We start from the raw sequence: 24,380 nt of genomic DNA on the forward strand, positions 1-24,380 counted from the left end.
GATGTCGAACGCCGCCGGGTGCCGACGCCCGGCCGACCGCAGGGGGAGCCCCACATGAAGTCCGCCCGTTCCCGGCCCGCCCGCCCGCCCGGCCTCCCCGAGGCCGCGAAAACTCTTCCGGTACGCCGCCCGGTTGTGCCTGGTGGCGTTCCTCGCGTTGCTCGCCGGGAGCCTGTTCGCCGGTATTCCGGCCTGGTGGGCCTGGATCCCGTTGGGCCTGTGGATGCTGATCGGGGCCGGGGTCAACCGCCGGTCCGGGGCGGCGGAAACGGGCGGCGGGACCGGCGCCGCCGCCCGGGAGGCGGTGACGGTCGCCGCGCCGGTCGCCGGCCGCTGGACGGCCCTGAACAGCCCCGCCGACAAGGTCCCCAGCCACGGCACCCGCGACTACGGGCAGGAGTACGCCATCGACATCGTGGTCGCGCCGGGGGCGGGCTCCCGGTCCGGCCCCGACTGGTGGCCGCCGGCCCGGCCCGCCGCCGCCTTCCCGGCGTTCGGTGCGCCGCTGTTCGCCGTCGCCGATGCCACCGTCGTCCGCGTCGAGGACGGTCAGCGCGACCACCTCAGCCGTACGTCCTGGCTCGCGCTCGGCTACTTCTTCCTGGTCGAGAGCGTGGTGCGCTCGCTGGGCGGCGCCCGCCGGGTGATCGGCAACCATGTGGTCCTCGACCTGGGCGACGGCACCCACGCGCTCTACGCGCACGTCCGGCGCGGCTCGGCCGCCGTGCGTCCCGGTGACCGGGTGCGGACCGGTCAGCCGCTCGGCGAGTGCGGTAATTCCGGCAACAGCACCGAGCCGCACCTCCACTTCCAGCTGATGAACGGCGCCGACCCGGACACCGCCGACGGTGTCCCGTTCATCTGGCGGGGCATCGGCGTGCCGCGCAACGGCGAGACCTTCACGGCCGAGGAGCCCGAAAGCACCCCCGCGCGCCCCTGAACCCGGCCGATTGTCAGTGGTGCGGCCTAGGCTGATCACCATGTCGCCCACCGTCCGGAAGCCGCGCCCCCGCCAGTACGACCCCCGCAAGACCCGTGCGGCCGTCACCGCGCAGCTGGATCATGTCCGCGTGGCCGTGGGGGAGTTGACGCCGGAGGAGTTCGCGCTGCCGACCCGGCTGGGGGACTGGACGGTGCGGGAGCTGGCCGCGCATCTGTCCATGGCGGTCGGCAGCGTGGCGCGCGCCCTGCGGCTGCCGGTCCCGGAGCGGGCCGAGGCCGCTCTCCTGGACTGGCCGGCGGTCACCGCCGAGTACGCCCCCGGGGTCGACGCGCTCACCCGCGAGCTGGCCGCCGCCAACGATCCCGTGGAGCTGCTGGCGCGCACCGCCGAGGAATTCGCCGAGCTGCTGCCGCGGGAGCCGGACGACCGGGTGCTGCCCGCCCGGCCCGCCGCGATGCGACTGGACGACTTCCTGGTCACCCGCTGCATCGAGCTGGTCGTGCACACCGACGACCTGGCGGCGGCCACCGGCCGGGAGATCCCGTACGACCGCCAGGCGCTGGCCATCACCACCCGGCTGCTGGCCGACGCGCTGGCCTTGAAGGCGCCCGGCGGCTCGGTCGAGGTCCGGGTGCCGCCGTTCGCCGTCGTGCAGTGCGTCGAGGGCCCCCGGCACACCCGCGGCACCCCGCCGAACGTGGTCGAGACCGACCCGCTGACGTGGATACGCCTGGCCACCGGCCGGCTGGGCTGGGCCGAGGCGCTGGACGCGGCGGCGGTCGGCGCCAGCGGCGAACGCGCGGACATCAGCGGCGTTCTGCCGGTCATGAGCTGAGCCGGACCGGTGCCCGGCCCGTGCCCGGTCCGGGTGTCTCGCGCGGGCGTCGCGTATCTCACACCGACCGACCGGAAAGCAAAACCGGCATACACCGCATATGGCTTCAAGCCGCCTCGTCGCGAGTGCCGGGAAATGCACGAATGTGCAGCTCAGAGGTGGTGAAGTGGGCGCAGGCGAGAAATTCGGTGCCCGTCCTTCAGGGGGGCGGGGCGGGGGTGCCGGCCACGCGACCGGGGCGGGCGCGACGGCGCCGGTCGGGGCGCCGGGTGGCGCGGCGCACCGGGCGGGAGGTCAGGCGCGCCAAGGGTTTGCGGGGCCCGCGATGGCGGGGTGCGCGGCTGAATCGACGCGCACACGTCAAGCGTGCGCAATGCGCCGTTCATGCGCTCCTCCAGCTCCGCGCCCATCCCCGGTTCGGATGAATGCGCGACCTGCCCTAGACTCTGGAACGTGCCACGTGGTGACGGACGACTCAACCACGACCTGCTCCCCGGTGAGAAGGGCCCCCAGGACGCATGTGGCGTCTTCGGTGTCTGGGCTCCGGGTGAAGAGGTCGCCAAACTCACCTATTTCGGGCTGTACGCGCTGCAGCACCGTGGACAGGAGTCCGCGGGCATCGCGGTGAGCAACGGCTCCCAGATCCTCGTTTTCAAGGACATGGGCCTGGTTTCCCAGGTCTTCGACGAGACTTCGCTCGGCTCCCTCCAGGGCCACATCGCCGTGGGCCATGCCCGCTACTCCACCACCGGTGCCTCGGTGTGGGAGAACGCCCAGCCGACGTTCCGTGCCACCGCGCACGGCTCGATCGCGCTCGGCCACAACGGCAACCTGGTCAACACCGCCGAGCTGGCCGCCATGGTCGCCGCGCTGCCGCGGGACGGCGGCCGGGCGACCCAGGTCGCGGCCACCAACGACACCGACCTGGTGACCGCGCTGCTCGCCGGCCAGGTCGACGAGGACGGCAAGCCGCTGACCGTCGAGGAGGCCGCGCCGCGCGTCCTGCCGCAGGTCATGGGCGCCTTCTCCCTCTGCTTCATGGACGAGCACACGCTCTACGCCGCCCGTGACCCGCAGGGCATCCGCCCGCTGGTCCTCGGCCGCCTGGAGCGCGGCTGGGTGGTGGCCTCCGAGACGGCCGCCCTGGACATCGTCGGCGCCAGCTTCATCCGGGAGATCGAGCCCGGCGAGCTGGTCGCCATCGACGAGAACGGCCTGCGCAGCTCGCACTTCGCCGAGGCCCGCCCCAAGGGCTGCGTCTTCGAGTACGTCTACCTCGCCCGCCCGGACACCGACATCGCCGGCCGCAACGTCTATCTCTCGCGTGTCGAGATGGGCCGCAAGCTGGCCGCCGAGGCGCCGGCCGAGGCGGACCTGGTGATAGCGACCCCGGAGTCCGGGACCCCCGCCGCCGTCGGCTACGCCGAGGCCAGCGGCATCCCCTACGGCTCCGGCCTGGTTAAGAACTCCTACGTGGGCCGGACCTTCATCCAGCCCTCGCAGACCATCCGTCAGCTCGGTATCCGGCTCAAGCTCAACCCGCTCAAGGAAGTCATCCGGGGCAAGCGCCTGGTGGTCGTCGACGACTCGATCGTCCGCGGCAACACCCAGCGCGCGCTGGTCCGGATGCTCCGCGAGGCCGGCGCCACCGAGATCCACATCCGGATCTCGTCCCCGCCGATCAAGTGGCCGTGCTTCTTCGGCATCGACTTCGCCACCCGCGCGGAGCTGATCGCCAACGGGCTGAGCGTCGAGGAGATCGGCAAGTCGCTGGGCGCCGATTCGCTCGCGTTCATCTCCATCGACGGGATGATCGAGGCGACCACGATCGACAAGCCGAAGCTGTGCCGCGCCTGCTTCGACGGTGAATACCCGATGGAGCTGCCCGACCCGGAGCTGCTGGGCAAGCACCTCCTGGAGTCGGAGACCGCGGCCCCGTCCGCCTCCGACGTGGACGGTCTCCGGACGCTCACGGCCGGGGTCGGCGGCGCCGACGCGCTGCGTCGCCCGTAGTGCTCGTACCCACCCAAACGAAAGTTCTCAGCCATGTCCGCTGATTCCACCGGTGCCAGCTATGCGTCCGCGGGCGTCGACATCGAAGCCGGCGACCGCGCCGTGGACCTCATGAAGGAGTGGGTGTCGAAGGCCACCCGCCCGGAGGTCGTCGGCGGGCTGGGCGGTTTCGCCGGCCTCTTCGACGCCTCCGTGCTCAAGCGCTACGAGCGTCCGCTGCTGGCCTCGGCCACCGACGGCGTGGGCACGAAGGTCGACATCGCCCGCCGGATGGGCGTCTACGACACCGTCGGCCACGACCTGGTCGGCATGGTCGTCGACGACCTGGTCGTGTGCGGTGCCGAGCCGCTGTTCATGACCGACTACATCTGCGTCGGCAAGGTCTACCCGGAGCGGGTCGCGGCGATCGTCAAGGGCATCGCGGAGGGCTGTGTGCTGGCCGGCTGCGCGCTGGTCGGGGGCGAGACCGCCGAGCACCCGGGGCTGCTGGGCGCGGACGACTTCGACATCGCCGGCGCCGGCACGGGCGTGGTCGAGGCCGACCGGCTGCTGGGCGCGGATCGTATCCGTACGGGCGACGCGGTGATCGCGATGGCCTCCTCCGGACTTCACTCGAACGGGTACTCGCTGGTACGCCATGTGCTCTTCGACCGGGCCGGTATGGCCCTGGAGCGGGAGATCCCGGAGTTCGGCCGCACCCTCGGCGAGGAGCTGCTGGAGCCCACCAGGATCTACTCGCTGGACTGCCTGGCACTGACCCGGACGACCGAGGTGCACGCGTTCTCGCACATCACCGGCGGCGGGCTGGCCAACAACCTGGCCCGGGTCGTCCCGGACGGGCTGCACGCCACCGTGGACCGCTCCACCTGGACCCCGGGCGCGATCTTCGACGTGGTCGGCTCGGCCGGCTCGGTGGCGCGCCTGGAGCTGGAGAAGACCCTGAACATGGGCGTCGGCATGATCGCCGTCGTCCCCCAGGAGTCCGTGGACGCCGCCCTGACCACCCTCGCCGACCGCGGCGTGGACGCCTGGGTCAGCGGTGAGATCGTCGAGCGCGGCGACCACACCGAGGCAGTGACCCTCACCGGTGACTACGCGGCCTGAGTCGGCTGAGCCCTGGGGCCGCCGCACCGGCGGTCACCAGGGCAGCACAGAACCCGGTCCGGGCAATGCCCAGGACCGGGTCCGCGATGGTGTTATGAGTGCCGCTAGCGCGCAGAGTGTCAAGCGCGACGACGCTGGTTGGTCGAGTTGCCCTCGTCCTCGTCGTCATCGGTGTTGTACCGGTCTGCGTACTGTGCGTACGGGTCGTCGTCCTCGTCATCCTCGAACGGCTCGCCGTTCGGAGGCTGCTGGTTCGACGGCGTTGCACCCAGCTCGTCGGCCAGTCGTGAGAGATCCGTCCCACCGCTGCTGTACTTCAGCTGGCGGGCGACCTTTGTCTGCTTGGCCTTGGCCCGGCCGCGCCCCATGGGTCGACCCCCTCAATGACGGGGCTCGATGGCCCCAGAGTCTTGACACGCGTTCATGATTCAGAGCGGACTCTCGACAGAGAGACCGGCCCGTAGGGCTTTAACGGTACCTGCTTCCGCGGCCATACGGTACGTCGCCCGCATCACCCACCGCTCCGCACGACCGGCGAGGCGCCCCGTCCACGCTGGTCAACTGCGATTTTAACCTGTCCTGAACGGCGACCCGCCGACGGGTGGTGAGGGATGTCTCCCCCGCCGCCCGCGGTGGGTCACGCACGGTGTGTTTTCGGCCACCTGGGCCGCCCTGGACCGCGGAACGGCCGTCAGGTGCGCGGGCTCCCCGCCGTCCGCGCTTCGGCCATCCGCTGCTCGGCGATCCGGTCGGCCGCCTCGGCCGGGGGGATGCCCTCGGACTTCGCACGAGCGAATATTGACAGCGTGGTGTCGAAGATCTTCGCGGCCTTCGCCTTGCAGCGGTCGAAGTCGAAGCCGTGCAGCTCGTCGGCCACCTGGATGACGCCGCCGGCGTTCACGACGTAGTCCGGCGCGTAGAGGATCCCTCGGTCGGAGAGGTCCTTCTCCACGCCCGGGTGCGCCAGCTGGTTGTTGGCCGCGCCGCAGACCACCTTGGCGGTCAGCACCGGCACCGAGTCGTCGCTGAGCGCGCCGCCCAGCGCGCAGGGCGCGTACACGTCCAGGCCCTCGGTGCGGATCAGCGCCTCGGTGTCCGCGACGGCGGTCACCCGGGGGTGCCGCGCGAGGATCCGGTCCACCGACTCGGCGCGGACGTCCGTGATCACGACCTCGGCGCCGTCCTGGAGGAGGTGCTCGACCAGATGGTGACCCACCTTGCCGACGCCCGCGATGCCGACCTTGCGGTCCCGCAGCGTCGGATCGCCCCACAGGTGTTGGGCCGAGGCCCGCATGCCCTGGAACACGCCGTAGGCGGTCAGCACGGAGGAGTCGCCGGCGCCGCCGTTCTCGGGGGAGCGGCCGGTGGTCCACTTGTTGGTGCGGGCGACCACGTCCATGTCGGCCACGTACGTGCCGACGTCGCACGCGGTGACGTAGCGGCCCCCGAGGGAGGCCACGAACCGGCCGTAGGCGAGCAGCAGTTCCTCGGTCTTGATCAGGTCGGGATCGCCGATGATCACCGCCTTGCCGCCGCCGTGGTCCAGCCCGGCCAGGGCGTTCTTGTAGGACATGCCGCGCGACAGGTTCAGGGCGTCCAGCACGGCCTCCTCCTCGGAGGCGTAGGCATGGAAGCGGGTGCCGCCGAGGGCGGGGCCCAGCGCGGTGCTGTGGATGGCGATCACGGCCTTGAGGCCGCTCGCCCGGTCCTGGCAGAGAACGACTTGCTCGTGGCCGCCCTGCTCCGTGCGGAACAGGGTCTGCAGTACGCCGCTCTCGGCGCCTGCGGGGGCAGGACGTACGTCAGTCACGGTGGTGACTCCCATATGTCGCGAAGGACGCCCTCCTGCGGGTGGGGAGGGCCGGTTGGAACGAGCGTAAGACCTGGAGGGCGCGTTGATCCGCCTGGTACCGGGGATCACCCTCTCCCGGGGGACGGGCATGGGACGATCTGCCGTATCCAGACCGGGCGGGGGGTAGGCAACTCCGGGCGGTGGGCTTTCCTTTGAAGGAGCGGGCGTGGCCTTGGCGTCGTCGGTACGGGTCCCGTATGTCGCGTATCTGCGGGTCTACGAGCCGCTGGCCGCGTTCCCCGAGCCGGAGCGCTCCTACTGGGCGCGCTACGCCAAGCGCGACCACACGCCCACGGCCGTCGACGAGCAGCGCCGGGCACTGGCCGATCTGCTGCCGACCCCGCCGGTCCCGGTGCCGGTCCACGAGAGCGCCGACGCGTTCGTCGCCGTGGTGAACGAGGTCACCTGCGTGTGCCCCTGGCGCACCCGGCTGCGCGGCTGGCAGGCCCTGGAAGCCCTGGAGGAGCTGCTGCCGGCCTCGGTGCTGGACGCCGCGCTGCCCCCGGTGGTGCGCCGCCAGGCGGCCACCGACTACGAACGGTGGCGCGCGCGCAACCCGGACGCCCGGCCGTGGATCCGAGCGGCGACCTGGCACGTCCCGGTCCGCTGGTTCGTCCTCTTCTCGGACGGCGAGCGGGAGTACACGGAGGGTGAGCAAGGGTCCCTGCTGCGTTACCGGACGTCGATGGTGCAGGCGCGGCGCCGCGTCGCGCGCGGGTTGCGTACTCTTCGGGACGCCCTGGAAGAGGGGCCGCTCATCGACGGCCTGGTAGATGTGGGGCGCTGGCTCGAAGAATTCCATCCGCGTTCGCTCGTGGAGCTGGACTACGGAGGGCTGGTGCACGCGGTGCCCGAAGGGCAGCTCGCCGAGGACCGCTCCGCCGCGGAGGTGGCGGAGGGACTGGCGGCGCTGCGCGAGGGGGACGGCGAGCGGGCCGGCGCCGCGTACGAGAAGCTCTCGCAGCGGTGGCGCGCGGTGCGCGAACGTCAGTTCTCCAGCTGAATGCCCGGCGCCCGGGGCGGAGTTGCCGGGTGCGGCATCCCGGTGGTCAGGACGTACGGGACGTAGGTCCTGATCCGGGCTATTGCCTCAAGCGTGACCTAAAGCACTGACTTCGGGTCTTGCTCCCAAGGCGTACCCTCGTGCCAAAATAGGACAAGGAGCCTGACTCGGGCTCCTTCCGTCCAACTAAGGGCGGATAGATCGGTATTGCGCTCCTTGAGGGGTCTCGTGGTGGCTGGTCACGTTGTGACTGATCGTCACGGGGGTGTGACTGTCCGCTATGGCACGGTCCATCGGCATCCGCCAAGGTTGAACACCTGAGAGGGCAATTCCATCGGTTTGGCCGACGTGGCTGGACAGATGGTGTAGTTGTAGTGCCGAGGACAAGCCGTTCGTCCTATAACCGACTCGGCCCGCGTCTGCCATTTCGGGCAACGTGGGTCAAGGTGCAGAATTTAGAGGAAAGAACCGTGATGGTTCGGTTCTCCCGAGGAGGCCGCTCATGACCGCTCGCACCCCTGACGCCGAGCCGCTGCTTACCCCCGCCGAGGTTGCCACGATGTTCCGCGTGGACCCGAAGACGGTGACCCGCTGGGCCAAGGCAGGCAAGCTCACGTCCATCCGTACGCTCGGAGGGCACCGGCGTTACCGCGAGGCTGAGGTCCGCGCGCTGCTCGCGGGTATCCCGCAGCAGCGTAGCGAGTCCTGAATAACCGCATAACCAGGCTGTTTTCGGGCCCCCCAACCCGGAAACGCCCGTTTTGGCACCACATGCTTCACCCCGCTCCATAGAGCTCTTTACGACGCGGCGCCTGCCCCAACAGGCCCACACCCGCTCCATCTGGGTACGTCATCGATCGCGCTGGACTCCGCCGGGTCCAGCGCGATCTCTTTTTGTGTGCGGCCACTCCAGGGCCGCTCGCGGCACTCGGGCCGCCCTGGCGCCGGTGGACTCCGGCGGGGGCGTCACGACCCGCTCAGGGGCCCTGAGGGGGTCCGTCAGTGCGGACCTGGCGGGTTTGTTTCGGGGCGCTCGGCGGGGAGTGCAATTGCACATATTAAATTGACCGGTTGTAGATGGGTGGTAAGTTCCCCATCCCGCGAAACTTGTTCGGTGACTCCCATCACAGGGTGCGGTCCTTGAAGGCCATATGGCCCCTGCGGTAAAAGGCGCTCCGCCACCGCCCTGTCAACAGCCTGCCACCGCACCACCGGTGGCGCAGGCGTCCTTGGTCACCGGGCGGCGGGACTTTCGTCCTCCTCGGGCGCCTCGCAGACGGCCGGAGAGGGGGCGGAGGCGGCCGGGGGCGCGTCGGCCCCGGAGAGGGCCCCGTGCGGCTCCATGGCGAGCCGCAGCAGCTGATGGCAGACCGGGCATTGCCGGGTCAGATGGCGGGAGCCGTAGGCGAGGGCCGCCGACAGGTGGGCTCGCAACAGCGCCCTGGTCTCGTGCCGTACCGCAGCAGTCATCGCACGCCACCTCCCCGGCCCCCACGCCTCCTCTGTGAGTACCGGCGGCAGGTGCCGCCGTCAAGACGCCCGTCGCCGCCGGCCGGATCGGACGGGAGCCTTCGGGCCACGGGGCGGACGGCCCCGGGGAGGGGGTGCGCGGGGGTGCGGGCGACCGGGGGGATCGCGGTTGCCCGCCGGGGCGCGCTGCGGGGGCGTGTGCCGCGCACCGTACCGCGCCGCGGGCCTGCCCGGACAGCACAACGGCCCGCATCCGAGAAGGATGCGGGCCGTGAAAAAGCGGTCCTGACGGGATTTGAACCCGCGGCCTCCACCTTGACAGGGTGGCGAGCACTCCAAACTGCTCCACAGGACCTTGCGTTTCGCTTTCCGCTTGCAGCGGGCTGCGGAACAAGACTGTACAGCAGGTCAGGGGGTGCGGTCGAACTCGATCCCGGCACCCCGCCCGGGGCTATGGCGCCGCCGCGTCCACCGCCTTCACGATGCGCTTGTCGGAGATCGGGTACGCGGTCCCGAGGGCGTGCGCGAAGTAGCTGACCCGCAGCTCTTCGATCATCCAGCGGATCTCCCGGGCCGCGGCCGGCACCGGGCGGCCCGGGGGGAACTGCTCCAGCAGCCAGGCGTATTCGTCCTGCATCTCCTTCACCTTCGCCATGCGGGTGCGGTCCCGCTCGGCGTTGGTGGGCAGCTGCGTCAGACGGCGGTCGGCGGCCACCAGATAGCGCATCAGGTCAGGCAGCCGCTTGGCGCCGTGCGCGGTCACGAAGCCCGGCTTGATCAGCTCCGCCAGCTGCTCCTTGACGTCCGCCAGCGACGTCAGCAGCGACGGGAACGCGGTCGCCTTCAGCCGGCGCTCGCACGCCTGCCAGGCGGCCAGCACCTCCTGGACCTGCTGGATGGTCTTCAGCGTCGCGTCGACCAGGTCGGCGCGCACCGCGTCGTACAGCTTGCGGAAGGACTCCTCGTCCCACGCCGGGCCGCCCCGGGCCGTGATCAGCCGGTCCGCGGCGGCGGTCACGCAGTCCTCGAAGAGCGCCGCGATGGAACCGTGCGGATTACGGGACAGCGCGAGCTTCTGCTGGTTGCTCAGCCTGTCCTGGGCGAACTTGGCGGGGTTGGACGGGATGTTGAGCAGGATGAGCCGGCGGGTGCCCGCCCACATGGCCGTCAGCTGCTCGGCCTCGGTGTCGAAGAGGCGCACCGCGACGCTGGTGCCCTCGTCGACCAGCGCCGGGTACGCCTTGAGGGGCTGGCCCGCTCGACGGGTCTCGAAGGTGCGCGGCAGCGTGCCGATCGTCCACGACGTCAGGCCGGTGCGCTGCTCCAGGCCGGCCAGTGGGCCGCCGTCGCCGCGGCCGCCCCTGCCGTCCTTGGCGGGCCGCTCGGCGGCCTGCTCGAAGGCTTTGGAGATCGCCGCCCGGGTCTTCGGCTTGAGCTGGAGCCGCAGCGCTTCGAGGTCCTTGTCCTCGGCGAGCTTGCGGCGCCGCTCGTCGACCACCCTGAAGGTGATCTTGAGGTGGTCGGGGATCCTGGCGGTGTCGAAGTCCGCCGCCTCGACCGGGACGCCGACCATCCGCTGGAGCCCGGCCGCCAGGGAGGCGGTCAGGGCGCCCTGGAGGGGGACGGTGGTGTCCAGGAAGCGGGCGGCGAAGTTCGGTGCCGGGACGTAGTTGCGGCGGATCGGCTTGGGCAGCGAGCGGATCAGCTCCGTCACCAGCTGCTCGCGCAGGCCCGGGATCTGCCAGTCGAAGCCCTCGGAGGAGACCTGGTTGAGGACCTGGAGCGGGATGTGGACGGTCACGCCGTCCGCGTCCGCGCCCGGCTCGAACTGGTAGGTGACCTTGAACTTCAGCTTCCCCTGGCGCCAGGAATCCGGGTAGTCGTCCTTGGTGACGGCCTCGGCGGATTCGTTGATGAGCATCGAGTGCTCGAAATTGAGCAGCTCGGGCTCTTCGCCGCGCTTCTTCTTCCACCAGGAGTCGAAGTGCGCGCCGGAGACCACGTCCGCCGGGATCCGCTGGTCGTAGAAGTCGAAGAGCGTCTCGTCGTCCACGAGGATGTCGCGGCGCCGGGCCCGGTGCTCCAACTCCTCGACCTCGCCGAGCAGTTTGCGGTTGTCATGGAAGAACTGGTGGTGGGTGCGCCAGTCGCCCTCCACCAGGGCGTGCCGGATGAACAGGTCGCGGGAGACCTCGGGGTCGATCCGCCCGTAGTTGACCTTGCGCTGGGCGACGATCGGGACGCCGTAGAGCGTCACCCGCTCGTACGCCATCACCGCGGCCATCTTCTGTTCCCAGTGGGGCTCGCTGTAGTTGCGCTTCACCAGGTGCTGGGCCAGCGGTTCGAGCCATTCCGGCTCGATCCGGGCGTTCACCCGCGCCCACAGCCGGGAGGTCTCGACCAGCTCCGCGGACATCACCCAGCGCGGGGGCTTCTTGAAGAGGGCGGAGCCGGGGAAGACCGCGAACTTGGCGCTGCGGGCGCCCAGGTATTCGTTCTTGCCGGCCCCTTCTTTCCCGCCCTCCAGCCCTGCGTTCTTCAGCCCGATATGCGAAAGCAAACCGGACAGCAGGGAGATGTGGACGCGGTCCGGTGCCGCGTCCTGCTCCGACAGGTGGATGCCCATGCCCTTGGCGACCGTACGGAGCTGGGAGTAGATGTCCTGCCACTCGCGTATGCGGAGGTAGTTGAGGAACTCCGTGCGGCACATCCGGCGGAACGCGGACGACGACAGCGCCTTCTGCTGTTCGCGCACATAGCGCCAGAGGTTGAGGAACGCCAGGAAGTCGGACGTCTCGTCCTTGAAGCGGGCGTGCTGCTGGTCGGCCTGCTGCTGCTTGTCCGACGGCCGCTCGCGCGGGTCCTGGATGGACAGCGCCGCCGCGATGACCATGACCTCGCGGACGCAGCCGTTGCGGTCCGCCTCCAGCACCATCCGGGCCAGCCGCGGGTCCACCGGCAGCTGGGAGAGCTGGCGGCCCAGCGGGGTCAGCCGCTTCCTGAGGTCCTTCTGCTGGAGGTCGAGCGCGCCCAGCTCGCTCAGCAGGTCGACGCCGTCCTTGACGTTGCGGCGGTCCGGCGGGTCGATGAACGGGAACTTCTCGATGTCGCCGAGGCCGGCCGCGGTCATCTGGAGGATGACGGAGGCCAGGTTCGTCCGGAGGATCTCGGCGTCGGTGAACTCCGGGCGGGTGAGGAAGTCGTCCTCGGAGTAGAGGCGGATGCAGATGCCGTCGCTGGTCCGGCCGCAGCGGCCCTTGCGCTGGTTGGCGCTGGCCTGCGAGACCGGCTCGATGGGCAGCCGCTGCACCTTGGTACGGAAGCTGTAGCGGGAGATGCGGGCCATGCCGGGGTCGATGACGTACTTGATGCCCGGGACGGTCAGCGAGGTCTCGGCGACGTTCGTGGCAAGCACGATCCGTCTGCCCGTATGGCGCTGGAAGACGCGGTGCTGCTCGGCGTGCGACAGCCGGGCATACAGGGGCAGCACCTCCGTCGCCGGCAGGTTCTTCTTGTTGAGCGCGTCCGCGGTGTCCCGGATCTCGCGCTCACCGGACAGGAAGACCAGGACGTCGCCGGGCCCCTCGGCGCGCAGCTCGTCCACCGCGTCGCAGATCGCGGTGATCTGGTCGCGGTCGGGGTCTTGGCCGCCCTCTTCCAGCAGGGGGCGGTAGCGCACCTCCACCGGATACGTACGCCCGGAGACCTCGACGATCGGCGCGTCCCCGAAATGCCGGGAGAACCGCTCGGGGTCGATGGTCGCGGAGGTGATGACCACCTTCAGGTCCGGGCGCCTGGGCAGCAGCTGCGCCAGATACCCGAGGATGAAGTCGATGTTGAGGCTGCGCTCGTGCGCCTCGTCGATGATGATCGTGTCGTACTGGCGCAGCTCGCGGTCCGTCTGGATCTCGGCGAGCAGGATGCCGTCGGTCATCAGCTTGACCAGGGTGTCGTCGCCGACCTGGTCGGTGAAGCGGACCTTCCAGCCGACGCTCTCGCCCAGCGGGGTCTTCAGCTCCTCGGCGACCCGCTCGGCGACCGTACGGGCCGCGATCCGGCGCGGCTGGGTGTGCCCGATCAGGCCCTGGACGCCGCGGCCGAGCTCCAGGCAGATCTTGGGGATCTGGGTCGTCTTGCCGGAGCCGGTCTCGCCCGCGACGATCACGACCTGGTGGTCGCGGATCGCCGCGAGGATCTCGTCCTTCTTCTGGCTGACCGGGAGTTCTGCCGGATAGCCGATCTCCGGCATCGCGGCGCGCCGCTGGGCGACCCGCAGCTCCGCCTCGTCGATGCCGCCGGCGATCTCGGCGAGCACGGCGGCACGGGCTTCGGGCTTACGGATCCGGCGCGCGCCGTCGAGCCGGCGGCCCAGCCGCTGCTGATCGCGCAGCATCAGCTCGGGCAGCCGCTTCAGCAGCGCGGGCAGCGCGGGGGCGGTGCCGTCGGGCAGGGCGGAGGCAGGCTGACTGGACATACGTCCCCCAGGATCTCACCTCGCGCAAACGACTGGCGAACCATTTGACGGCGGTGACCGGATCGCGGACGGGACGGCGGCAGAGCCAGGGGGTCCGGGAGGGTATGTCCGACAACGGTGCTTTAGCGTGTTCATATGTTTGATCATGAAGGTGCATCGGTTCCGCACGGCGCACACGGAAGGCGCCCGACCCCCGCGGAGAGATGGGCCGCCTTCAAGAGATCGCCGTTCTTCCCGGCGGCCGTCCTGATCCTCATCGTCGCCGCGGCGGCCGGCCTCTTCGCCGGCTCGTACACCTACACCATGGCCAACCCGGCCCCGCGGCACATCCCCACCGCCGTCGTCGCCACCGCCGATGCCCCGCAGGAGGAGGCGTTCGTCCTCGGCATGGAGAAGGCTCTCAACGCCTCGCTCCGGCTGACCCGGTACGCCACCTACGAGGAGGCGCGCGTCGCCGTCGACGAGCAGCGCGAGTTCGCCGTCCTGAGGGCCCACGGCCGCGGCGTGGAGCTGGACGTGTCCGGCGCCTCGGGCGCGTCGGTGGCGCAGCTACTGAGCCAGGCGGGCGCCGAGGTCGGCCGGGCGACCGGCGTGGAGGTCCTGGTCCGGGACGTCAAACCGCTCCAGGAAGGCGATCCCCGCGGGCTCGCGCTCTTCTACATCTCGCTGGCCGCCGTGATCATCGGCTTCGTCGGGGCGATCCAGCTCAGCGTGCACGCCCGCGCCCTCAACCCGGCCGAGCGGATCGGCTGCACCCTCGCCTACGCGCTGCTCGGCGCCTTCGCCATCGCGGCGGTGGCCGACTGGTGGCTGGGCGCGCTGCGGCTCCCGTTCGCCGAGTCCTGGCTGATCCTGGCGCTGACCATGTTCACGTCCGGCATGGTCTTCACGATGTTCAACACCCTGATCGGCCGCTGGGCGATGATCCCCACCTGGGGCCTGATGGTCCTGCTGGGCAACCCCTCCTCCGGCGGCGCGGTCTCCTGGCCCCTGCTCCCCTCCGTGCTCGGCTCCATCGGCCGCTGGCTGCCCCCGGGCGCGTCGGTCAACGCCCAGCACACCGCGGTCTACTTCCGCGGCCACCAGCACCTCTTCCCGTTCCTGGTGCTGGCCGGCTGGTCGGCGCTCGCCTGCACGATCTTCCTGGTCTGGCGGCACCGGCACCCGGGTGGCCGCGACATCGCCCCGGCACATGCGGCGGACGGCTGACGCGGAGTCCGTTCCCGGACACGAAGAAGGCCCCGGTTCGGTGAACCGGGGCCTTCTCCCAATGGGTGTGGCTGGGGCCGGGGTCGAACCGGCGACCTATCGCTTTTCAGGCGATCGCTCGTACCAACTGAGCTACCCAGCCGCAGCGGTCCTGACGGGATTTGAACCCGCGGCCTCCACCTTGACAGGGTGGCGAGCACTCCAAACTGCTCCACAGGACCTTGCATTGTGCGAGCGGCGTGAACCAGTCTCGCACACGGTAATGCGTGCCCCCAACGGGATTCGAACCCGTGCTACCGCCTTGAAAGGGCGGCGTCCTGGGCCACTAGACGATGAGGGCTAACCGACCATGAGGCCACTTCTCTTCCGTCGTCCCCCACCAAAGGAAAGGGACGTGAGAAGCATGTGACTCCACTTCCCCCCGAAGGGTTCCGCTTCTCCTCTGATCCTATGGATCTCGGGACGGTCAAGCCCTGACCGGTGCGCTTGGGCACGTCGCAGACTCTACTACGGCATTCCGGCCCGGGCCAAACTCGATTCCGGAGAGGCCGACTGGCCGGGTTTCACCCGTTCGGGCAGGTGGCGGCTGACCTCGGCGCGGGCCAGGCCCAGGCCGCCCAGCGTGATCTCGTCCCACGCCTGGAGCCGCTTGGTGGCGCGGTCCAGATAGAGCACCGACGCCTGCACGGGCGCGGGCTGCCGGTTCTGCACGGCGCGCAGCCCGCCGCCGCCCGTGGAGCCCTCGACCATCAGCCGGGTGCCCTGGGGGAGCGTGCTGATCGCGCGCTGGTGGATGTGGCCCGCGAGCGCCAGCGGGGCCAGGCCGTCCGCCTCGGTCACCGCGGCCGGGTTGTGGGCGAGCGCGATGTCGACGGGGGTGCCGGCCAGCCGCTGGGTGCGCAGCGCGTCGGCGAGCCGCCCGCCGGCGGTGCGTTCGGCGGCGTCGCCGGCGGCCACTATCGAGCGGTCCGGGGTGAACTGCGGGTCGCCGACGCCCGCGATGCGCACCCCGGCCACCTGGGTGACCCGCCCGTTGTCGAGGACGATGACGTGCTTGCGGCCGGTCAGGTACCGCTGGGTGCCGCGCGAGTCGTGGTTGCCGCGCACCCAGACGTACGGCGCGCCCAGGGTGGAGACGGGGTCCAGGAAGTGGTTCTCGGCGGCCGAGCCGTGGTCCATGGTGTCGCCGGTGTCGATGATCACGTTGATCCGGTACTGCTTCACCAGGGAGGCGATGATGTGCCAGCTGGCCGGGTTCAGGTGGATGTCGGAGACGTGCAGGACGCGGATGGTGGTGGGGTCCGGCCGGTACGCGGGCAGCGTCGAGGCGGCGTCGTAGAGCTTGGTGACGTTGGTGACCAGGCGCGCCAACTCCTTTTGGTAGACGTTGAATTCGCTGACGATGCTGCGGGCGTTGCCGACGACGGACGGCGCGGAGGAGAGCAGTCCGGAGAAGCGCGGCTCCAGGACGGACTCGGGGTTCCAGGTGGCGTAGGCGGCGGCGCCGGAGGCGGTGAGCAGGGCGAGCGCCAGGCCGCCGGCGGCCAGTGCGCGGCGCGGGCGGCGGTAGACGACCAGGCCCAGCGCGGTGGCGCCGGAGGCCACCGCCACGCAGGAGGCCACGGCGAGGCCCGCGGCGCCGCGGAGGACGTCGTGGGTGACCTGGTCCTGGAGGCCGGCGAACCGCTCGGGGTGGTCGACCAGCTCCGCGGAGCGGGCCGGGTCCAGCCGGTCGACGTCGACATCGAGGCGGACGGGGGCGTAGTGGCTGTCCAGTTCCAGGTCGCCCAGGGGTGGGACGGTGATCCGGGTGCCGCCGGCCAGGGAGGGCCGCAGCGCCATGGTGGTGTCCATCGGGCCGACCGGGGCCTGGACGCTCCCGACGACGAGCAGCCCCAGCCACGCCCCGAGCACGGCGACGGCCGCCAGGCCGACGGCGCGGGCGTACGGGCGCGCGGGCGGGGCGAGCGTGACAGCGGCTGCCGTACGACGCGAGCGGTAGTGGCGGCGGACGGCTGCGGGCAGGCCCCGTACGGCGCTGGGCAGGTCCCGTACGGACGGCGTGCGGACGCCGGGGCGACGGGGGCGCGGTAGGCGGGGGTGCGGGCGGCCTGGCGGGTCGGGGTGCGGTGTCCGGGAGCGCGCTGCGCGGGCCATTGGCCCCATATGCCCGCGGTGCCGCCCGTTATGCGGGACGTTCCGGCTCCGCTTGGGCTGCGGGCCGGCGGCCGGTCCCCGACGATCGGTTGCGGAGCGGGCCGCGGGGTCCGCGCGTTCCCGGGCGGAGAATGGTGGTGTGCTGGAGATGACGCGCGAGGAGTTCGAGGAACTGGTCGCCGAGGCGCTGGACCGGATCCCGCCGGAGCTGACCCGGCTGATGGACAACGTGGCGGTCTTCGTCGAGGACGAGCCCCCGGCCGACGACCCCGAGCTGCTCGGCCTGTACGAGGGGACGCCGCTGACCGACCGCGGGGAGTGGTACGCGGGCGTCCTGCCGGACCGGATCACCATCTACCGCGGGCCGACGCTGCGGATGTGCGCCACGAAGGAGGACGTGGTCGCCGAGACGGAGGTGACGGTCGTTCACGAGGTGGCGCATCACTTCGGGATCGACGACGAGCGGCTGCACGCCCTGGGGTACGGCTGACGGGAGCCGCCGGCCGGCGGGCGCGATCGGGCGGGCGGTGCGCGTGTCCTCAAGCGGGGGGCGGGAGTTGGGCAGGGCGTCCGTCGCCGCCGTCCCTGCGCTCCGGATCCGGAGGTCCCGCCGTGCGCCCGATGCCACCCCGCCCCCCATTGCTTCCGCCGCGGCCGGCCGCGGAGCGCGTCGACCGCCGGGTCGCGCGCTCCGCGCCGCCGTCCGGGCGTCCGCTCGCGCGGGTCGCCGCCGTGGCGGTGACCGTCTCCGCGCTCGCCGTCTCGCTGGCCGGCTGCATGAGCGTCAGCGATCCCGGCCACCCGAAGCCGTCGGGCAGCGCCGCGCGGCACGGCGACGGGAAGGGCGCGAAGCCCAGCCCCGGCGGGCTCGCCGCCGACGGGCGCGGCAACGGGTCGCGGCGGACGGGGCACGGCCCCGGGCGTCCGGCGGGCGGCGATCCGGCCGCGGGCCGCTCGGGCGGGGGCGGGCCGTCGGCGAGTGCACAGCCCTCGTCGTCACCGGCCGCGCGGACGGAGCCCGAGCAGCCGGTCAAGCCGTCCGGCCCGGAGCCCGGAGCGGGGGCCGGGCGCGGCGGGTCCGGCGGCCGGGGCGGCGCCTCGGCGCCCGCGCAGCCCTCGCCTTCCCGCCCCGAGCGGCCGTCCGCGCCGGCCTCGCCTAGCGCGGGTGCGCCGAGCGCGGAGCCGTCCGGCCCTCCGCGCGGCGCCCAGTCGCCCGGCAGCACGCAGGCTTCCGGGCCGTCGCCCGCGTCCCCGATGTCCTCGGACGCCTCCCCGTCGTCCTCGCGCGGGGCGCACTCGTCCTCCTCGTCGGCCTCGGCGCCGTCGCTGTCGGCGCCGCAGGTGGAGTGGGACGCCTGAGGAACGGGCGGCGATCATGGGGGCATACGGGGGGCTACGGGGGCGTTGGTGAGGGGGTGGGGAGGGTGCGGGGAGCGGGTGGCCGGGGGCAATTTGCCTTCCGGGGGGCAGGGTGCGTATGGTGGTAGATCGTTTGATCCCATTTGCCCGGCGCCAGAAAAGAAGCGCGCCGCGTGGCGCGTTCTCTCCCTTGCCGTGGCTGACCGCATAGAGGCGGTCTTTGTGAAATCACACGGAGTTGTGGGCGCGTGCCGAGACTCCGGAAGGTTTCGCATTTCGCATGTCCATTTCCACTGATCAGTCCGCCCTGCCCGCGTTCGACGAGCAGCCGGCTCCCGAGGTCGCCGAAGCGGCAGAGGCCGAGACGGCCGCTGCCGGCGCCGAGACCGTGACGTTCGCGGACCTCGGACTCCCCGAGGGCGTCGTCCGCAAGCTCGCGCAGAACGGTGTCACCACCCCGTTCCCGATCCAGGCCGCGACCATCCCGGACGCGCTGGCCGGCAAGGACATCCTCGGCCGCGGCCGCACCGGCTCCGGCAAGACCCTCTCCTTCGGTCTGCCGACCCTGGCCCGGCTGGCCGGCGGCCACACCGACAAGAAGAAGCCGCGCGCGGTCATCCTCACCCCGACCCGCGAGCTGGCGATGCAGGTCGCGGACGCCCTCCAGCCGTACGGCGACGTCCTCGGCCTGAAGATGAAGGTCGTCTGCGGCGGTACGTCCATGGGCAACCAGATCTACGCCCTGGAGCGCGGCGTCGACATCCTCGTCGCCACCCCGGGCCGGCTGCGCGACATCATCAACCGCGGTGCCTGCTCCCTGGAGGACGTCCAGGTCGCGGTCCTCGACGAGGCCGACCAGATGTCCGACCTGGGCTTCCTGCCCGAGGTCACCGAGCTGCTGGACCAGGTGCCCGAGGGCGGCCAGCGGATGCTGTTCTCGGCCACGATGGAGAACGAGATCTCCACGCTGGTGAAGCGCTACCTGACCGACCCGGTCAGCCACGAGGTCGACAGCGCCCAGGGCAACGTCACCACCATGACCCACCACGTCCTCGTCGTGAAGCCGAAGGACAAGGCGCCGGTCACCGCCGCCATCGCCGCCCGCAAGGGCCGCACGATCATCTTCGTCCGCACCCAGCTGGGCGCCGACCGGATCGCCGAGCAGCTCGTCGAGGCGGGCGTGAAGGCGGACGCGCTGCACGGCGGGATGACCCAGGGCGCGCGCACCCGCGTCCTGGCCGACTTCAAGGACGGCTACGTCAACGCGCTGGTCGCCACCGACGTCGCCGCCCGCGGTATCCACGTCGACGGCATCGACCTGGTCCTGAACGTCGACCCGGCCGGCGACCACAAGGACTACCTGCACCGCTCGGGCCGTACCGCCCGCGCCGGCCAGTCCGGCACCGTCGTCTCGCTGTCGCTGCCGCACCAGCGCCGGCAGATCTTCCGCCTGATGGAGGACGCGGGCGTGGACGCCTCGCGCCACATCGTCGGCGGCGCCGGTGTCTTCGACGACGACGTCGCCCAGATCACCGGCGCGCGCTCGCTCACCGAGGTCCAGGCCGAGTCGGCCAACAACTCCGCCAAGCAGGCGGAGCGCGAGGTCGGCACGCTGACCCGCGAGCTGGAGCGGCTCCAGCGCCGCGCCGCCGAACTGCGCGAGGAGGCGGACCGGCTGACCGCCCGCGCCGCCCGCGAGCGCGGTGAGGACCCGGCGGAGGCGCTGGCGGCGACCGCCCAGGCTTCCGCGGAGGCGGAGGCCGAGGCCGAGGCCGCGGTGCCGGAGCAGGCGACGGGCGAGCGCCGGTCGTCCGACCGCCGTGACGAGCGGGGCAACTTCGAGCGCCGGGAGCGCCGCGACGACCGGCGTGACGACCGCTTCGGCGCCCGTTCCTTCGAGCGTCGTGACGACCGCCGTGACGACCGTGGTGGCTTCGGCCGGGACCGTGACCGTGACCGCCGTGACGACCGCTTCGGCGCCCGTTCCTTCGAGCGTCGTGACGACCGCCGTGACGACCGTGGTGGCTTCGGCCGGGACCGTGACCGTGACCGCCGTGACGAGCGCTCCGGTGGGCGGTCGTTCGAGCGCCGCGACGAGCGTCGCGACGACCGGGGCGGCTTCCAGCGGGACCGCCGTGACGACCGTGGCGGCTTCGGCCGCGACCGTGACCGCCGTGACGACCGCTTCGGCGCCCGTTCCTTCGAGCGTCGTGACGACCGCCGTGACGACCGTGGTGGCTTCGGCCGGGACCGTGACCGTGACCGCCGTGACGAGCGCTCCGGTGGGCGGTCGTTCGAGCGCCGCGACGACCGGGGCTTCAACCGCGACCGCGGCGACCGTCCGAGCCGTCCGTTCAACCGCGACGACCGTTCCGGCGGGCGCGCCTCCGGCGGTTACCGCTCCGGCGGCGGCGACCGCCCGTTCAACCGCGACGACCGCTCCAGCGGCCGTCCGTCCTCCGGCGGCTACCGCGGCGACCGTCCGTACGCCCGGCGTGACGACCACCGTGGTTCGGGCAGCGCGGCCGGCTCCTTCGGCCGCCGCGACGACAAGCCGCGCTGGAAGCGCAACGGCTGATCCCCGAAGCGCGACGGCCGAGATTCGGCCATAGCTTCCGCAGGGCCCGTACGGTACGCAAGTGCCGTACGGGCCCTGCGCGTTGGCGCAGGTGGCGGCATACGGGCGGACGGGTGCGGCAGCCGTCCGCGACGGCCGTACCGAGGCTCTCGCGGCCCCCGGGACACCGCGGTCGCGCCCGTGGCGGCACGCCGCCGATTGGCCGGATAGCCCATGCCTTCGGGCTGCGGGACGTCCTCGGGCTATGCTGCTCGGTGCGGGCCATTAGCTCAATTGGCAGAGCAGTGGACTTTTAATCCATTGGTTCAGGGTTCGAGCCCCTGATGGCCCACCGATTCCCTCGCAGGACAGGCCGCCTGACCTGCGGTTCAGCGCCTCGACCGGAACGCACCGGCCGGGGCGTTGCGCTTTTCCGGCCAGGCCCGGCCCGGCCCGGCGCGGGCGCCGCGTGGCGCGGACGGCTCGGCAGGCGCTGCGTCAGATGCCGGGCGGGCGAGGGGAATGCGGCGCGCGGCGGCGCGACTCGGCTCCGCGGAGCCGGTGCCGCAGACCAGGGCGACCGGCGGACGCTCCCGGGACGGAGCCCGGTCCCTGGAGCCCGGTGCCGGCCGTGCGTCGGTACAGGCGGACCCGGCCCCGCCCAGCCCGTCCGAGGCCCCTTACCGCCCCGTGCCCAGGCCCCGTACCGGCGCCCTCGTATTGACCCGTCCGGACCCCGAGGACTCGCCGCCCGGTCCCCGTACCGGCAAGCCTTGGGGGACGGTGTCCGTTCGTCCGCAGGCGAGGGCTCCCCCGTGGACGGGGCAGCCCTTGCGGGGCGCGGCCGGGTGGACGGAGTGGGAAGAGGCGTGTGCGGATGCGTCGAGGTGGCAGATACCGCACGGGCGACCGGGAGAGACGGGCGCGCCGGGAGCAGATGTCCCCGCTCGGCCGCCGCCTGGCGCGCTGGCTGCCGGCCGCGCTGATCGTCGGCGGCGTGGTCTTCGACTACGTCACGCCGCCCCAGTACACCGCGGCTCCGTTCCTCTCCGCCGCTCCCCTGGTGGCGGCCCCGCTCTACACCCTGCGGGCCACCGCCGTCACCGTCGTGGCCGCCGTCCTCAGCGAGGTGTGGGTCGTGACGTACCACGGCGAGAAGGACTACTACGAGTCGGTGACCGAGGCGGTCACGGTCGTCGTGGTGGCGCTGCTGGCGCTCGGCATCAACCGGGTCGTGCGGATGAGCGACGCCCGGCTGGCGTCCGTACGGGATGTCTCGGAGGCGGCCCAGCGGGCCGTGCTGCCCGCGCCGCCGGAGCAGTTGGCCGGGCTCGCGGTCGCCGCGCGCTACGTGGGCGCGCGGGCCGACGCCCGGATCGGCGGCGACCTCTACGCGGTGCAGGACACCCCGTACGGGGTGCGGATGATCGTCGGCGATGTGCGGGGCAAGGGCCTGGAGGCCGTGGAGGCGGCAGCGGTCCTCATCGGTGCCTTCCGGGAGGCGGCGGAGCAGGAGGCCACCCTGGAGGCGGTGGCCGGCCGGCTGGAACGTGCGCTCAAACGGGAGGGCGGGCGGCGCGAGGGGCCCGACCGGCACGAGGGCTTCACCACCGCCGTACTGGCGGAGGTCCCCGCCGGGGAGCGGTCCGTGGTGCGCGTCCTGAACCGCGGACACCCGGCCCCTCTGCTGCTCACCCCCGACGGCGGGCTGCGGGAGCTGATGCCCAGCTCGCCCGCGCTGCCGCTGGGGCTGAGCGATGTGGCCGGCTGGCCGGACCGGTCGGACGAGACGTTCCTTCCCGCCGGGGCGCTGCTGCTCCTGTTCACCGACGGGGTGACCGAGGCGCGGGACCTGCTGGGCCGGTTCTACGACCCGGGCGGCCGGTTGCGCGGCCGGCGCTTCGCCGGGCCCGACGACCTCCTGGAGCTGCTGCTCGACGATGTCGCCCGGCACTCGGGAGGGGCGCCGGCGGACGACATGGCGCTCCTGGCGGTGCAGCGGCCCCTAGAGGGGTAACGGTCCCTGGAGGGGGAACGGCCCCTGGAGGGAAGAGGGATGGGGGCAGTCGTCGCGGGTCTCACGGCCTCCCCGGTCACCGGAGCCAGTCCTCCCGGGTCACCGGAGCCAGTGCAGGCTCCGGCCCTGCGGTCCGGTGAGGGCCACCGGGCGCTCGTCCAGCGCGAGCGTCAGCAGCGCCGCGTCCTCCGGGCCGAGGGACGCGTGCTCCGGCGCGGTGATCCAGGGCAGCACGCTGTGGTGCTCCTGGGAGATCCAGTGCCCGCCGCCGTCCCGGTCGGCGAGCAGCGACCGCACGCGCTGCGCGAACTCCTCGCGCCGGGCGGGCGGAAGGCCGGCCAGTACGGCGCTGTGGAAGACGACGAGCGTGGCCTCCGGCGGCGCCTCGGCGGCCAGCGCGGGCAGTTCGCCGACCAGGTCGCCGCGCACGATACGAGGGCGCGGCGCCGGCCGGACCGCCTCGACGGCCGCCGACAGCCGCGCCATGCGGTCCGCGTCCTGTGGCCATACGAGGGCCCGCAGCCAGCGGAGGTCGTCCGGCTCGCCGACCGGGTCGAGGGGGTTCGGGTCGATACCGGCGCGCCAGACGATGTCGGGGAGCGCGCCGGCCGGGACCGTACCGCCGCTCGCGGCGCCCGCCACCCCGCTCGTACGGCAGCTGAAGGTCACGGGGCTGTCCGGGGCGCCGACCTCCTCGTACGCCGTCCCGTGGGGGCCGGCGGCGTCCGGTCCGGCACCGGAACCAGAACCAGAACGGGCACCGGAACCCGGGTTGGAGTCGGAACCGCCCGCCTCCTGCCCGGTATGGCAGTACCGGTACCGGTATCGGTCCGGATACAGGCACAACCCGGCCGATGCGCCGATCTCCAGGAGGGCCAGCGGCTGCGGTAGGCGGGCGAGCAGCGGCAGCAGGGCGGCGCAGTGGGCCGGTTCGCCGGTCCGGGGCGCGCGGCGCATGATCACCGCGCGGACCTCGTCCCAGTGCCGGACCGTCCACTCGCGCCAGCGCCCGTAGGCCGTCTCGTCACGCGGGCCCAACTCCGCGTGCGGGCCGTCGAGATAGCGCACGGCGGCGAGCAGCAGCTCCGGCTGCCGGCGGTCGCCGGCGGGCAGCGAGCCCGAGAGCAGGCCGCAGAATTCGGGGTCCTGGCTGATCCGTGCGGTCAACTCTTCGTGTGGGGCGGAACGTCCCCGGGCCTGTTGCCGGGAGAACTCCCGGTGCCGATTCGCCACTGCCTGAGCGCTGTTGACGGTGTTCCCGGTATTCCAGGTGTTCCCGGCGTTCCCGGTGTTCACGACGTTGACGACCATGATCCGACCGTACTGCTCTCACGCTCCGTGACCGCGGGGCGTCCCTGCGCATAACAACTGACACACCATCACCGCA

At 72.1% G+C, this 24,380-nt stretch carries 17 protein-coding genes and 5 tRNA genes; 12 read left to right on the forward strand and 10 right to left on the reverse strand.

The genetic code is table 11. From position 1 onward, the window contains the following. The first annotated feature begins 139 nt into the window (after window positions 1-139). The 4 genes from ACO1BR_RS04445 (at window position 140) to purM (ending at window position 4,895) form a co-directional block, all read left to right on the forward strand. The gene (locus ACO1BR_RS04445; protein WP_426793729.1) at window positions 140-940 is read left to right on the forward strand and encodes a M23 family metallopeptidase; all 801 of its coding nucleotides are present in this window, start codon (window positions 140-142) and stop codon (window positions 938-940) included. A 40-nt stretch (window positions 941-980) separates the two neighbouring features. Beyond that, window positions 981-1,778, forward strand: a complete 798-nt coding sequence (locus ACO1BR_RS04450; protein WP_426793685.1) for a sterol carrier family protein — start codon at window positions 981-983, stop codon at window positions 1,776-1,778. Between the two features lie 453 nt (window positions 1,779-2,231). Continuing rightward, on the forward strand, window positions 2,232-3,791 hold the full coding sequence (gene purF / locus ACO1BR_RS04455; protein WP_426793686.1) for an amidophosphoribosyltransferase: 1,560 nt from the start codon (window positions 2,232-2,234) through the stop codon (window positions 3,789-3,791). 33 nt (window positions 3,792-3,824) lie between these two features. Beyond that, a complete protein-coding gene (gene purM / locus ACO1BR_RS04460) occupies window positions 3,825-4,895 on the forward strand; it encodes a phosphoribosylformylglycinamidine cyclo-ligase (protein WP_426793687.1) in 1,071 nt (356 codons plus the stop codon). 119 nt (window positions 4,896-5,014) lie between these two features. Here the strand turns inward: purM and ACO1BR_RS04465 are convergent, their stop codons facing one another. Together ACO1BR_RS04465 and ACO1BR_RS04470 are read right to left on the reverse strand one after the other, a co-directional pair. Next, entirely contained in the window at window positions 5,015-5,263 is a 249-nt protein-coding gene (locus ACO1BR_RS04465) for a DUF3073 domain-containing protein (protein WP_159503018.1), read from the reverse strand. A gap of 323 nt (window positions 5,264-5,586) precedes the next feature. Next, on the reverse strand, window positions 5,587-6,720 hold the full coding sequence (locus ACO1BR_RS04470; protein WP_426793688.1) for a Leu/Phe/Val dehydrogenase: 1,134 nt from the start codon (window positions 6,718-6,720) through the stop codon (window positions 5,587-5,589). 193 nt (window positions 6,721-6,913) lie between these two features. Here ACO1BR_RS04470 and ACO1BR_RS04475 point away from each other — a divergent pair, with 193 nt between their 5' ends. Both ACO1BR_RS04475 and bldC read left to right on the forward strand, forming a co-directional pair. Further along, window positions 6,914-7,750, forward strand: a complete 837-nt coding sequence (locus ACO1BR_RS04475; RefSeq protein ID WP_426793689.1) for a hypothetical protein — start codon at window positions 6,914-6,916, stop codon at window positions 7,748-7,750. Window positions 7,751-8,252: 502 nt separating this feature from the next. Further along, window positions 8,253-8,459, forward strand: a complete 207-nt coding sequence (gene bldC / locus ACO1BR_RS04480; RefSeq protein WP_003980577.1) for a developmental transcriptional regulator BldC — start codon at window positions 8,253-8,255, stop codon at window positions 8,457-8,459. A gap of 524 nt (window positions 8,460-8,983) precedes the next feature. On the opposite strand, the gene ACO1BR_RS04485 is transcribed toward bldC, so the two are convergent. The 3 genes from ACO1BR_RS04485 to hrpA all read right to left on the reverse strand — a co-directional run bounded on the left by ACO1BR_RS04485 (window position 8,984) and on the right by hrpA (window position 13,694). Continuing rightward, window positions 8,984-9,220 carry a DUF6274 family protein gene (locus tag ACO1BR_RS04485; protein ID WP_426793690.1) on the reverse strand — a complete coding sequence of 79 codons (237 nt, stop codon included), beginning with the start codon at window positions 9,218-9,220 and terminating at the stop codon, window positions 8,984-8,986. Window positions 9,221-9,500: 280 nt separating this feature from the next. Beyond that, a tRNA-Asp gene (locus ACO1BR_RS04490) sits at window positions 9,501-9,575 on the reverse strand. Window positions 9,576-9,671: 96 nt separating this feature from the next. Continuing rightward, on the reverse strand, window positions 9,672-13,694 hold the full coding sequence (gene hrpA / locus ACO1BR_RS04495; protein WP_426793691.1) for an ATP-dependent RNA helicase HrpA: 4,023 nt from the start codon (window positions 13,692-13,694) through the stop codon (window positions 9,672-9,674). 135 nt (window positions 13,695-13,829) lie between these two features. On the opposite strand from hrpA, the gene ACO1BR_RS04500 reads away from it, so the two are divergent. Beyond that, window positions 13,830-14,903 (forward strand): ABC transporter permease, encoded by a 1,074-nt coding sequence (locus tag ACO1BR_RS04500; RefSeq protein ID WP_426793692.1) that lies wholly within the window; start codon window positions 13,830-13,832, stop codon window positions 14,901-14,903. 68 nt (window positions 14,904-14,971) lie between these two features. Here the strand turns inward: ACO1BR_RS04500 and ACO1BR_RS04505 are convergent. The 4 genes from ACO1BR_RS04505 to ACO1BR_RS04520 form a co-directional block, all read right to left on the reverse strand. Beyond that, window positions 14,972-15,045 (reverse strand) — tRNA-Phe (locus tag ACO1BR_RS04505). Between the two features lie 4 nt (window positions 15,046-15,049). Beyond that, window positions 15,050-15,124 (reverse strand) — tRNA-Asp (locus ACO1BR_RS04510). Between the two features lie 46 nt (window positions 15,125-15,170). Next, a tRNA-Glu gene (locus tag ACO1BR_RS04515) sits at window positions 15,171-15,243 on the reverse strand. Window positions 15,244-15,410: 167 nt separating this feature from the next. After that, a complete protein-coding gene (locus ACO1BR_RS04520; protein WP_426793693.1) occupies window positions 15,411-17,060 on the reverse strand; it encodes a metallophosphoesterase family protein in 1,650 nt (549 codons plus the stop codon). Window positions 17,061-17,199: 139 nt separating this feature from the next. Here ACO1BR_RS04520 and ACO1BR_RS04525 point away from each other — a divergent pair, with 139 nt between their 5' ends. The 5 genes from ACO1BR_RS04525 to ACO1BR_RS04545 all read left to right on the forward strand — a co-directional run bounded on the left by ACO1BR_RS04525 (window position 17,200) and on the right by ACO1BR_RS04545 (window position 22,993). Beyond that, window positions 17,200-17,550 (forward strand): metallopeptidase family protein, encoded by a 351-nt coding sequence (locus ACO1BR_RS04525; RefSeq protein ID WP_426793694.1) that lies wholly within the window; start codon window positions 17,200-17,202, stop codon window positions 17,548-17,550. Between the two features lie 131 nt (window positions 17,551-17,681). Then, window positions 17,682-18,419 carry a hypothetical protein gene (locus ACO1BR_RS04530; protein WP_426793695.1) on the forward strand — a complete coding sequence of 246 codons (738 nt, stop codon included), beginning with the start codon at window positions 17,682-17,684 and terminating at the stop codon, window positions 18,417-18,419. 280 nt (window positions 18,420-18,699) lie between these two features. Beyond that, window positions 18,700-20,997 carry a DEAD/DEAH box helicase gene (locus ACO1BR_RS04535; protein WP_426793696.1) on the forward strand — a complete coding sequence of 766 codons (2,298 nt, stop codon included), beginning with the start codon at window positions 18,700-18,702 and terminating at the stop codon, window positions 20,995-20,997. Window positions 20,998-21,255: 258 nt separating this feature from the next. Next, window positions 21,256-21,328: transfer RNA gene (locus ACO1BR_RS04540), tRNA-Lys, on the forward strand. A gap of 585 nt (window positions 21,329-21,913) precedes the next feature. Continuing rightward, a complete protein-coding gene (locus ACO1BR_RS04545) occupies window positions 21,914-22,993 on the forward strand; it encodes a PP2C family protein-serine/threonine phosphatase (RefSeq protein ID WP_426793697.1) in 1,080 nt (359 codons plus the stop codon). Between the two features lie 99 nt (window positions 22,994-23,092). On the opposite strand, the gene ACO1BR_RS04550 is transcribed toward ACO1BR_RS04545, so the two are convergent. Beyond that, window positions 23,093-24,304, reverse strand: a complete 1,212-nt coding sequence (locus tag ACO1BR_RS04550; RefSeq protein ID WP_426793698.1) for a DUF2332 family protein — start codon at window positions 24,302-24,304, stop codon at window positions 23,093-23,095. Window positions 24,305-24,380 lie beyond the last annotated feature (76 nt).

Source organism: Streptomyces sp. YGL11-2 (assembly GCF_050054615.1).
In the GTDB taxonomy this organism is placed as follows: domain Bacteria; phylum Actinomycetota; class Actinomycetes; order Streptomycetales; family Streptomycetaceae; genus Streptomyces.

Excerpts from the sequence above, each read along its gene's own strand:
- ACO1BR_RS04450 (WP_426793685.1), top strand. The coding sequence starts at position 981 with ATGTCGCCCACCGTCCGGAAGCCGCGCCCCCGCCAGTACGACCCCCGC.
- purM (WP_426793687.1), top strand. The coding sequence starts at position 3,825 with ATGTCCGCTGATTCCACCGGTGCCAGCTATGCGTCCGCGGGCGTCGAC.
- ACO1BR_RS04465 (WP_159503018.1), bottom strand. The coding sequence starts at position 5,263 with ATGGGGCGCGGCCGGGCCAAGGCCAAGCAGACAAAGGTCGCCCGCCAG.
- ACO1BR_RS04470 (WP_426793688.1), bottom strand. The coding sequence starts at position 6,720 with ATGGGAGTCACCACCGTGACTGACGTACGTCCTGCCCCCGCAGGCGCC.
- bldC (WP_003980577.1), top strand. The coding sequence starts at position 8,253 with ATGACCGCTCGCACCCCTGACGCCGAGCCGCTGCTTACCCCCGCCGAG.
- ACO1BR_RS04485 (WP_426793690.1), bottom strand. The coding sequence starts at position 9,220 with ATGACTGCTGCGGTACGGCACGAGACCAGGGCGCTGTTGCGAGCCCAC.
- hrpA (WP_426793691.1), bottom strand. The coding sequence starts at position 13,694 with ATGTCCAGTCAGCCTGCCTCCGCCCTGCCCGACGGCACCGCCCCCGCG.
- ACO1BR_RS04500 (WP_426793692.1), top strand. The coding sequence starts at position 13,830 with ATGTTTGATCATGAAGGTGCATCGGTTCCGCACGGCGCACACGGAAGG.
- ACO1BR_RS04520 (WP_426793693.1), bottom strand. The coding sequence starts at position 17,060 with ATGGCCCGCGCAGCGCGCTCCCGGACACCGCACCCCGACCCGCCAGGC.
- ACO1BR_RS04530 (WP_426793695.1), top strand. The coding sequence starts at position 17,682 with ATGCCACCCCGCCCCCCATTGCTTCCGCCGCGGCCGGCCGCGGAGCGC.
- ACO1BR_RS04535 (WP_426793696.1), top strand. The coding sequence starts at position 18,700 with ATGTCCATTTCCACTGATCAGTCCGCCCTGCCCGCGTTCGACGAGCAG.
- ACO1BR_RS04545 (WP_426793697.1), top strand. The coding sequence starts at position 21,914 with ATGTCCCCGCTCGGCCGCCGCCTGGCGCGCTGGCTGCCGGCCGCGCTG.
- ACO1BR_RS04550 (WP_426793698.1), bottom strand. The coding sequence starts at position 24,304 with ATGGTCGTCAACGTCGTGAACACCGGGAACGCCGGGAACACCTGGAAT.